The sequence below is a fragment of the Moorena sp. SIO3E8 genome, assembly GCF_010692445.1.
In the GTDB taxonomy this organism is placed as follows: domain Bacteria; phylum Cyanobacteriota; class Cyanobacteriia; order Cyanobacteriales; family Coleofasciculaceae; genus Moorena; species Moorena bouillonii.
This window is the reverse complement of record NZ_JAAHHM010000187.1, coordinates 1-10,237: the sequence shown is the minus strand read 5'-3', so window position 1 is coordinate 10,237 and position 10,237 is coordinate 1. Positions and strand designations below refer to the sequence as shown.

The window sequence follows — 10,237 nt, the reverse complement described above, 5'->3', positions numbered from 1 at the left end:
CCTTTACAGCAGCGTCTTCTTGTTCTACTTGGGTTTTCAACTACTATTTATACTCAACTTGATGGTCAATCTTTTACTCCTGAGTAGCCTTTCTTATAACTCCCGAAAAAATGGGCGAACCGGGAGTTAGAAGTTAGAAGTTAGAAGTTAGAATTATTAAACTAAGCCGGTGAGTCGCCTCTCCGACTCGTCTTCAAAACCGTGCTTGAGAGTTTCCCCTCACACGGCTCCTCATGATAGGAACCATTATCATTGGTACCTTTTACCATGGACTTTTGTCTAACTCTTCTGAATTGACTTTTGTCCCATGTACTCTGTCGTGGCAATGTAGGTGGAGTAGTTCTAGATTTTTGTCTAAATCGTTTCCACCGAGTGAGCGTGGTATGATGTGGTGCTTTTCCAATAAATCCCCATCCCTAAAGGTGAGACCACAATGAGCACATTTCCGGAAACGAAACCTTAGATAGTGGAGCCTTACTACAAAAGACTTCAACCTTTTACCCATAACCTACCAACTATAAAGGCTCCACTATCTTACGGTAACTTCAAACCCTTTTTGCCTTTTCAAAAGCCTTCCCAATTGAGCTGGTCATTTCAGGATGTTTCTGCATTCTGGTGTTCCAATATACTAGGTCACCATCGAATGGACTTCTGGCTTCTTTGACTTTGACATGACGAACTATCTTAGTTTTTGCATGTTTTGGTAGGTAGTTATCCTCGTCTGTCATGAAGACCCAGTTATCTATCTTTGGTGCATCCCATGGGTTCACGGGTTTTTCAACTTTAGTTCCCCAGTACTTTTTGTTCACCCAGGTCTTAGATTTATTTGGATGTCTCCTATATCCCCACCTTTGAAGTTTGTTCCAGAGCATATAGTCCAAATCCGAGAAGGTTTTCTTACTAACCACACTGCGGTTGTAGTTACACCATCCTCTTATAATGGGTTTTAGGTGCCTAATTAGGGCTTCCTGGGGAGCAGCTTTGTGTTTATCTATTGCGTTGGATATCTGCTCCCAATGCTCTTTCACTTTCTTCTTAGATGGTTTGATGAGGGTTTTAAAACCTTGTTTTGAGTGATTTTTACCAACAGCATACTGTCGGATATTGAATCCTAGGAAGTCGAATCCTGTGGATGTGTGAGTCACTCGTGTTTTACTTGGTTTTAGTTCCAAGCCAATGTCATTTAACCATTTACTGATGATTCTTTGACACTCTTCTACCACTTCCAGGTTTTTATGCATTATGACGAAGTCGTCTGCATAACGGATCAGATTTAGTGCTTTCCGTTTATCTCCTTTGCCCTCTTTTTTTCTAGAGGGTGGTAGAGATTCTGCATATTCTTTAATCCGTTCTTCCATTCCGTGGAGGGCTATGTTCGCGCTTTAGTGGAGATATAATTCCACCTTGTGGGGTGCCCTCATTTGTAGGTGTGAATGTTCCTTCATCCATTACTCCGGCCTTTAACCAACCTTTGATTAATCGCCTCATGGATGGATAGGTATTTAGTTTGGCAAGAAGGGCATCATGGTTGATTTTATCGAAGCATTTTGAGATATCTGCGTCCAATACCCATTTGGGTTTCCGACTTATTCCCTTGAATATTGCTTGGATTGCATCGTGACATGACCTTCCTGGTCTAAATCCGTATGAATTTGGTTCAAAACGTGCTTCCCATTCAGGTTCTAATGCCTGTTTGGTGAGTGCTTGCAATGCCCTATCATAAATGGTTGGTATCCCTAAAGGACGCTTTTCATTACGACCGGGTTTATCAATCCACACTCTACGAGTAGGTTGAGGTTTCTTGTACAGCTTAAGGTTGGCTACTAAGGCGAGACGACGCTTATTGCTTAGAGCTTTATTAAACTAAGCCGGAGAGTCGCCCCTCCGACTCGTCTTCAAAACCGTACGTGACAGTTTCCCGTCATAGGGCTCCTCATCATAGGAACCATTTTCATTGGTACCTCCTTTTAGAACGGGTTTTCATCCAATTCAGAGGAGTCGATACTTGACTCCTCTGAATTGGATGGAATTTTCGTTCTATGTTTTTCATCGTGGCAATGCAGGTGGATGACTTCTAGATTTTTATCTAGGTTGTTTCCGCCTAACGCGCGTGGTATTATGTGATGTACTTCTAGGAAATCTCCTGGCCTGAAGGTGAGACCACAATGATTACATATCCCTTTTTGCCTTTTCAAAAGCCTTCCCTTTTGAGTGGTCGTTTCGGGATGTTTTTGCATTCTGGTGTTCCAATAAACTAGGTTGCCGTCGAAGGGACTCCGGGTATCCTTAACCTTGGTGTGCCTAATTATTTCAGTTTTGGCATGTTTCGGGAGATAGTTCTCCTCATCAGTCATGAATACCCAGTTATCCACTTTTGGGGCTTCCCAGGGTTTCTTAGGTTTTTCAACCTTCGTCCCCCAGTATTTATTGTTCACCCAGGTCTTTGACTTATTTGGGTGTCTTCTGTATCCCCATCTTTGAAGTTTGTTCCAGAGTAGGTAGTCCATCTTTGAGTAGGTTTCCTTGCTACAGACTGACCTGTAGTAATTACACCATCCTCTTACAATGGGTTTTAGACGCTTTATTAGGGCGGCTTGGGGAGCGGCTTTATGCTTGTCGATTTCGGCTCGAAGCCGCTCATAATACTCCTTCACGCTCTTCTCGGACGGTTTGATGATGGTCTTAAAGCCTTGTTTTGACTGGTATTTCCCTACTTTATATTGACGAATGTTGAATCCGAGGAAATCAAATCCATCAAAAGTGTGGATGATTTTTGTCTTGCTTGGTTTCAATTCCAAACCCACGTCTTTCAGCCATTCATTGATGATTCTTTGACATTCTTCTATCACTTCCTGGTTTTCGTGCATGATGACGAACCTATCCCACTAATAGAATTTTAGTAATCCACATATGAATAGTGGCGCTTGGCAACAAAAGCATCGAACACAACACATTGCCGTTCCCAACGAACGACCAAACGTCGATATTTTCTTTGATACCAGGCAAAGCAACGTTCTTGTTGAAACCGTGGTGTATCATCTTTGATTGGTCTACCTCGACGTTTCTTAGACTGGTAAACTCTTTTGGGGAATTGAGGTCTGATACCTCGTTTTCTCAGCAGTGAACTATCTGTTTACAGTCGTAACCCTTATCAGCGGCTATTACTCTGAATCTTTTCTTTGGACGACCCCGTTTGCCCGTAGAAACCCTGATGCTATCGAGTAATGGTAAAACCTGCTCCGGTTCACTGCCATTGGCTGGTGTGGTGCGATTTGCCATGGGCATACCATTACCTTCTGTGATGGTGTGTATCAACACTCCATGCACCTTTGTATCCATAGGCTACTCCTTCACCTCCTCCCTTGCCAGGGGGAAAAAGAGCCGTCTACTGCCCCATAATTCCAGTTAATCAGACCTTGATTTTCTGCGAGGGCCAATACTCCACTTTGTATTTTTTCGCTAAGTTCCATTTTCTTGCCATCGTTTTAACCATCGATGTGCTGAACTTTTTGATGCCCACTGTTCTCCTGTGGGGACATCACACCAACGACATCCTGTGATTAAAATGTACAGCAGTGTGTTTAACACGTAACGGAAAGGTACATGGGGCATACCTCTACCTCGCTTTTGTGGTTCACAGGGCAAGAGATTTTTGAACAGTTCCCATTCTATGTCACTTAATCCTTCAAATCTTCCTGGCATTTACCTGTTCGATTTTTCCTTATTGCTTGATTTTCACTCTATCACGTTTTCCGCAAATAGTGGGATAGGTTCACGAAGTCATCTGCGTATCTTATCACATTCATGCCTCTTCTTTTTTGTTCTTTATTCCTCCCTTTTATTTTTAAGGTTTCGGCATATTGTTTGATAAGTTTTTCCATTCCGTGGAGGGCTATGTTCGCGCTTTTGTGGGGAGATAATTCCACCTTGAGGAGTACCCTCATCTGTAGGATAGAATGTATCCTTATCCATCACACCTGCTTTTAACCAGTATTTGATTAATCGTTTCATGGATGGGTAAGTATTCAATTTTCTTAGAAGAGCATCATGGTTGATTTTGTCAAAGCATTTGGAGATATCAGCGTCCAGTACCCATTTAGGTTTTAAGCTAATACCATTGAATATTGCTTCAATGGCATCGTGACATGAGCGTCCTGGCCTGAACCCATATGAGTTAGGCTCGAATCTCGCTTCCCATTCTGGCTCTTGAGCCTGTTTGGCAAGAGCTTGTAGAGCACGGTCGTAAATGGTGGGTATCCCTAAAGGTCGTTTCTCCACCCTCCCAGGTTTGGGAATCCATACCCTTCTGGTTGGTTTTGCCTTTTTGTGAATTTTCAGGTTGGCTACTAAGACTAGACGCTGCTTATTGGTTAAAGCTTTTTGTCCGTCTATTCCGGCAGTCTTTTTGCCCTTATTTTCCTGGGTTACCCGTCTGACTGCAATCATTTTTGCCGACCAGGACTTCATCAGAGTCTTTTGTAACTTTCTTACCACACGGATGTCACCACGCTGAGAGGCTTGGTATATTCGTTGTTGTAACTTAAAGACCGTTCTTTCTAGCTTCCGCCAGTTAGTTGTCCTCCATTCCGACTGTGGGGCGAACCCCCCAGTTTTAGACTTATTCATTACTACTTACAACCATACCTTTTCCTACAACGTAAGTCCGTCTGCATATCCCAGGTATTACCCTGGGCGTTAGCTTCTGACTCAATCTTTCTCCCACATGACTTGCGGTTAACTACCTACTCAGTAATCGACCTTACTGAGAGTACATATGGGAATTACTTCGTTCCTGATAACCATTCTCTGAACTTTTAGGGTGATACTATCCACCGGGAGCTAGGGAAATCATTATATGGGGGAAAAACCTTATAATCCTATGTGTTCCATGGACTTTTGTCCCTTGCAGCGCGTCAGCCTGATTGCGCTACTCTATAGTGACGATGGTTCAAGTGTATCTTCCTTGCGTACCCATGAGTTCAACTACCTGTTACTAACGCCACTTTAGGCTAGCAGCGCTTCACTGTTCGACCCCGCTTTATCCTCAGGTTTGTTAATTCCTGAAAATAGGGGTAAGGCTGTCACTCGGATTTCGCGAGGGGTGGTTTTTCACCACCATGGTTACCAAGTTGTCATGGTTTGTTTCCCATGCGGCTAATCCCCCAAAAAACCCTTGTGGGGTAAGGTTTATAGCCAACGAATCGCACTTTCCCGTCTATTCCGGCAGTCTTTTTACCTTTATTCTGTTGGGTTACCTTCCTAACCGCCAGCATTTTTGCCGACCAGGACTTCATCAGAGTCTTTTGTAGCTTTCTTACTACGTGGACATCACCACGGCTCGAGGCTCGATAAATCCGGTTTTGCAACTTAAATATGGTGCGTTCTAGCTTGCGCCAATCGACCCTATTCCATTCCGACTGTGGGGCGAACCCCTGAGTTTTAGACATATCAATTGCTACTTCTGGCTTTATCTTTTCCTATCACGTGAGTCTGTCTGCGTATCCTAGACATTGCTCTAGGCATTGGCTTCTGACTCAATCTTTCACACATAGGGCGTGCGGCTAACTACCTACTCAGAGACCGACCTCTCTGAGAGCACCTATGGAGTTACTTCGTTCCTGATAACCATTCTTTGGACTTTTAGGGTGATACTATCCACCGGGAATGAGGGAAATCATTACAAGAAAACTAAATCTTGTAATCCTGTGTATTCCATTGACATGTTTGTCTGTAGTGTTTCAGCCTTATTTCACTACGTATTCTTAACGATGGTTCAAACGTATCTTCCTCTCGTACCCATGAATCCATTTGCCTGTTACTAACCCTACCTTAGGCTGGTAGAGCTTCACTGTTCGACCCCGCTTTACCCGCTTAGCTTGTTAGTTCTCCGTGAGTAGGGGTAGAGCTGTCACTCGGATTTCACGAGGGTTGGTATTTCACCAACATGGTTATCAAGTTGTCAAGGTTCTAATTACCTTGCGACTAATCCCCCAAAACCCTTGTAGGGTAAGGTTTATAGTCAACGAGTCGCACTAGAATTTAGAATTTAGAATCGGGAATCGGGATAATCGTAGGGTGGGCAGTGGCTGTTGTCTGAAATTGGCCAGCACCCGTGAAGCGATGATCAGCGACTGCCCACCAGACAGAAACTAATTGCAAGAAGTGCCGAATCGTAGGGTGGGCAGTGGCAAACTACCGAAATTGGCAAGGTTGGTGAAGAGCTCATTAGCCACTGCCCACCAAGGGGCGCGAAAGTATTTTTTTACTCTATTTTTTACTCTATCTGTAAAGAATCGTAGGGTGGGCAGTGGCAAACTACCGAAATTGGCAAGGTTGGTGAAGAGCTCATTAGCCACTGCCCACCAAGGGGCGCGAAAGTATTTTTTTACTCTATTTTTTACTCTATCTGTAAAGCTTGCTTCAGATGCGATCGCTCTCTACTTCAGGATGCATCTGATTAAAGCTGTTTGACCCAGTGGGTATAATGGGAATCGAATGTGGAACAGACATCTTGCCTGTTCCCAAATGCCATGAAACAGGCATCGAATGTAGAATGGGAATCGAATGTGGAACGGGCATCTTGCCCGTTTCCTGCCATGGAATGGGAATCGAACATGGAACAGGCATCGAATGTGGAACCGGCATCTTGCCGGTTACAATTCTCAGAAAATCAGGGCTAGCCCGTCACACAACTACTCAGCGTCGTCGCCCGCAAAAGGAGCACCCATCGGGATCCCCCTGCCGCCGCCTGCACGAGCCGGTGCGATCGCATTAGCATCTGCTGTTGAAGCATTCGTCACAGTTTCACGCTGAACAGGAGCAGCTTGAAGGGGAGTGAGTTTTTTGGTTTTCATTATTTTTACCCAGAATAAATTATTCTGAATAAATTCTAGCCTTTGTATTTAAGATGTCAACCTAGGATATAGCGGTTGGCAATTTGGTGAGGTACAAATTCTTGGATTTTATGGAACAGGGAATAGGGAACAGGGAACAGTAATTAAATCGGGAATCGGGAATCGGTAATCGGTAATCGGTAATCGGTAATCGAGAATCGGGAACAGGGGAAAAATTATGTGTACCTCATTAGGTTATAAACCGCTATAGCAATTTGCCGATAAGTTAATTATGATAATGTCGCAAAAAAGATAAATTACAATTATTAATTTGTAATAATAATTAACTTATTTTGGATGCCAATTGCTCTATTGACTGTTCCCTGTTCCCTATTCCCAGATCCGCTGTTCCCAGATCCGCTGTTTCCTAAAAAATAACTATGTACTTAAACAACTCGCAAACCGTTATGGAAACCAATCATCATCCAAAGCTTGTGTAAGATCAATTTCCGCTTCTGGAGGAAGTGTAAACAGTTGAGAAACAGATTTTACCGCACTAGGATAAGCTTTTTTGTAGAAAGTTTCCAGTTGAGTACAAAGGCTAGGACTATCCTCAATAATAGTTTTAATTTGAGCGCGAAAGTTTACAACTTCAGCCGCCCAATGATTCCTAGTTCGTTCTTGTTCATATTTCCAATAAGCCAGTTTCAGCAGGTGTTCTAAAAGACGGGTTAAAAGACTCAATAATGCTCGCTTTTCACTTTTACCCATGCTTTCAATTTCTTCAATTAAATTTTTCCAGTCCACTTCACTAAAATTACGATTTCGGAGATTTTCTACGGTTTCCTGTATCCATTGATAGTAGTCAGTTTCATAGGATGTGTATGGTTTCATGAGCAGTAGAATCTGGGTTGTAAAGTCATCGATTTCCGAAAAAGGCATGCATGCAAGAGGCAAAAGGCAAGAGGGGCAAGAGAATCGTAGGGTGGGCAGTGGCTACGAGTGCATCCCGATTTGGCATTAAGCATAAATACTTAAGTTGGGTGTTGACCAATCTGAGGTAAGCTTTAATTGGTTGACCTATGATCAAATGAGTGCTGCTAATGGATGCTGACAAACATGCCCAAATCAAAGCCCACGCCCGAGCAATTGCTGCTTTACGTGTGCGTAGAAACCGACCCTGAGCAGGTTCAAACCTTGTCCGGGATAGAAGAAGTAGTTCGTGGTCATATTCTCGAGCATGTCAGTCCAGAGATAGGAAATTTTTTATCCAAACCAGCAGCGGCACCCGTGCCGGACGAAAACGTACCCTCAACAGCATCCTTGGGAAATTGAGTTTGAGCGAGAAACAAGCTCATGTGCTAATGGTCAAGCCCTACACAAGGTGGAGTCCGTATTTGGAGAAGTGCTGTCTGTTGCTGAGTGCCAACGCCTCCTACAACAATAGCGCTGAAGATATCAAGGTGTTGACAGGAATGTCGGTTTCCCATAGCACTCAGCAACGCCTGGTACATCGGCAAGACTTTGAGTTGCCCGAACTCGAACAGACTGTTGAAGAAATGAGCGTAGATGGCGGCAAAGTTCGGTTACGCACGGCTATTGGTGAGCCTTGCCAGTGGCGTGATTACAAAGCAGTGAATTTGCATGAGCACAGTGTAGGTGCATTCTTCTGCGAGAACGTAAATTTGGTCAGTTGGGTCAACCAACAGCCTCTAGCCACACCACTGATCTGCTTGGGTGATGGTCATGACGGCATCTGGAATATCTTTGCAGAGATTGGAACTACCTCACAACGATGTGAAATTCTAGACTGGTATCACTTAATCGAGAATCTGGGCAAGGTAGGTGGGTCACAGCAGCGGCTAGATGCAGTTGAAACTTGTTTGTGGTTTGGGGATGTCGATGGCGCGATTGAACAGTTCAAAGATTGGCAACATGAACGTGTCAAGAACTTTATTATCTACCTCAACAAGCATCGCCACCGTATTGTTAACTACGGCTATTACCAAGCCGAAGGCATTTCCATAGGGTCAGGATCGATGCTCCTTTGGAGCCGCTACGCGAACGAATCGACGGTAAAGCAGGTTGGTCGGCGCATCAAAATCTCAGGGGCTCAGTGGGACGAAAGCAACGTCCCTCAAGTACTCAAGCATCGGTGCGCTTACCTCAACGGACAATTCTCAATTTGAGTCTTACAAAACATCCCATGCACTCAGTTGGAAGTGTGGGAAGTGTGGGAATTTTTGCCCGAATTTTTACCTAATTGCAAAAGTGAGATGCACCCAGTGGCTACCAAAGAAATTGGCCAGCGAAGGTGAATCTATGATCAGCCACTGCCCACCAGACAATAACTACTTTTTTTTAGTCTATCTGTAAAGCATTGGTAGATGCGATGAAGCGTTCGCGAAGCGTGGCCAAAGGCCTCAGCTTCCGCTAAAAGCGAACGCTTCCATCTTCTAGGCTAATTGTAATATCTGTGGAATTGGTAACTCTTTATTAACTTGCCTATAGGCGTACACCAAATCCTCTAAAACTTCCTTAGCATTCTCAAGAGCTTCCTCATAGGTTTCACCATGTGTCCGAGCCTATTGACCCCATTCCGGTAAACTAGCAACATAAGAGTTATCTTCTTCTGACCATTGAATTAAAATACTATATTTCATGATTCATCCCCCTGTTCTAACTGCGACCCTTGTTTAAGTACTGCTATCACATCTTTTTCTTGATAAGGTTTGGCAGCGATGCAGCGCGGTCTTGGGGAGGCAGCGCGGTCTTGGGGGTTCCCCCCGGAGACGAAACCTGATTACGTTGAGCCTTTATGGTTGGTCGGCTATGCAGAAAAGGGGTAAAACTTATTGATTAAGGCTCAACTGTCTTACGGTAACTTCTAACCATGAGCGACTGCCGTGGTTTCCCCCACTCGCTATTGCATCAAGAGATCGTTACTATCTTTACCAGACAGGACTACAGCATTTGTTATCAGTGGATGCACCCAGTAATAATGACTACCTTTTCCTCGCTTAGGCAAGAGGGTAAATTCTGCTTTGGTGCAACATTTGTTTTAATTCTCTTACTTTTTTCGGCATCCAGGGCAAACGCATCTAATCGGCAGAAACTAGCTCTGAAAAGCGTTTGAATGACCCGAAAATTTTAGCTGACCTTAAAATTTGACGGAAAGAAAACTGGTATAATAGTTGTGTCGCTTATATAAAGGGTGAGTATTGTTTTAAATAATTAATATATATTGCCAGCATAATATCAAGCTAGACCTTTTAGTCTGGGGGGGCGACGAAAATAGTTATAAAGCAGACAGGGCAAGCGATTTAGCTCTCATTCCTCGTAAATAATACTTCCGTTTATTACGACCCACGTCTCATTAATTCCCGTACTAAATTAATACACTC

General features: G+C 43.7%; 9 protein-coding genes and 5 pseudogenes. 4 read left to right on the top strand and 10 right to left on the bottom strand.

The features are described from left to right. Positions 1-262: 262 nt before the first annotated feature. The 7 genes and pseudogenes from F6K46_RS35555 to F6K46_RS35525 all read right to left on the bottom strand — a co-directional run. On the bottom strand, positions 263-505 hold the full coding sequence (locus tag F6K46_RS35555; RefSeq protein ID WP_293067112.1) for an HNH endonuclease signature motif containing protein: 243 nt from the start codon (positions 503-505) through the stop codon (positions 263-265). Positions 506-529: 24 nt separating this feature from the next. Next, a pseudogene (ltrA, locus tag F6K46_RS35550) lies at positions 530-1,809 on the bottom strand (group II intron reverse transcriptase/maturase). A 158-nt stretch (positions 1,810-1,967) separates the two neighbouring features. Continuing rightward, positions 1,968-2,870 (bottom strand): group II intron maturase-specific domain-containing protein, encoded by a 903-nt coding sequence (locus F6K46_RS35545; protein ID WP_366510856.1) that lies wholly within the window; start codon positions 2,868-2,870, stop codon positions 1,968-1,970. A 244-nt stretch (positions 2,871-3,114) separates the two neighbouring features. Then, the gene (locus F6K46_RS35540; protein WP_293067106.1) at positions 3,115-3,339 is read right to left on the bottom strand and encodes a transposase; all 225 of its coding nucleotides are present in this window, start codon (positions 3,337-3,339) and stop codon (positions 3,115-3,117) included. Positions 3,340-3,459: 120 nt separating this feature from the next. Continuing rightward, positions 3,460-3,702, bottom strand: coding sequence for a transposase (locus F6K46_RS35535; protein WP_198954217.1), 243 nt, complete (start codon positions 3,700-3,702; stop codon positions 3,460-3,462). A gap of 71 nt (positions 3,703-3,773) precedes the next feature. Next, a pseudogene (locus F6K46_RS35530) lies at positions 3,774-4,626 on the bottom strand (reverse transcriptase N-terminal domain-containing protein); the annotation flags it as partial. A 584-nt stretch (positions 4,627-5,210) separates the two neighbouring features. Beyond that, positions 5,211-5,447, bottom strand: a pseudogene (locus F6K46_RS35525) (reverse transcriptase N-terminal domain-containing protein); the annotation flags it as partial. A 715-nt stretch (positions 5,448-6,162) separates the two neighbouring features. Between F6K46_RS35525 and F6K46_RS35520 the strand changes: the two are divergent. Together F6K46_RS35520 and F6K46_RS35515 are read left to right on the top strand one after the other, a co-directional pair. Next, positions 6,163-6,471, top strand: a complete 309-nt coding sequence (locus F6K46_RS35520; RefSeq protein WP_293067103.1) for a hypothetical protein — start codon at positions 6,163-6,165, stop codon at positions 6,469-6,471. A gap of 26 nt (positions 6,472-6,497) precedes the next feature. Next, positions 6,498-6,680 carry a hypothetical protein gene (locus F6K46_RS35515; RefSeq protein ID WP_293067100.1) on the top strand — a complete coding sequence of 61 codons (183 nt, stop codon included), beginning with the start codon at positions 6,498-6,500 and terminating at the stop codon, positions 6,678-6,680. A 12-nt stretch (positions 6,681-6,692) separates the two neighbouring features. Here F6K46_RS35515 and F6K46_RS35510 read toward each other — a convergent pair whose 3' ends face one another. Both F6K46_RS35510 and F6K46_RS35505 read right to left on the bottom strand, forming a co-directional pair. Continuing rightward, on the bottom strand, positions 6,693-6,854 hold the full coding sequence (locus F6K46_RS35510; RefSeq protein WP_083305643.1) for an anacyclamide/piricyclamide family prenylated cyclic peptide: 162 nt from the start codon (positions 6,852-6,854) through the stop codon (positions 6,693-6,695). Between the two features lie 444 nt (positions 6,855-7,298). Continuing rightward, entirely contained in the window at positions 7,299-7,727 is a 429-nt protein-coding gene (locus F6K46_RS35505) for a DUF29 domain-containing protein (protein WP_293067093.1), read from the bottom strand. On the opposite strand from F6K46_RS35505, the gene F6K46_RS35500 reads away from it, so the two are divergent. After that, on the top strand, positions 7,726-7,857 hold the full coding sequence (locus tag F6K46_RS35500) for a hypothetical protein (protein WP_293067090.1): 132 nt from the start codon (positions 7,726-7,728) through the stop codon (positions 7,855-7,857). The genes F6K46_RS35505 and F6K46_RS35500 overlap by 2 nt on opposite strands. A 79-nt stretch (positions 7,858-7,936) precedes the next feature. Further along, positions 7,937-9,022, top strand: a pseudogene (locus F6K46_RS35495) (ISKra4 family transposase). A 267-nt stretch (positions 9,023-9,289) separates the two neighbouring features. On the opposite strand, the pseudogene F6K46_RS35490 reads toward F6K46_RS35495, so the two are convergent. After that, positions 9,290-9,496: pseudogene (locus F6K46_RS35490) on the bottom strand (type II toxin-antitoxin system HicB family antitoxin). Positions 9,497-10,237: the final 741 nt, after the last annotated feature.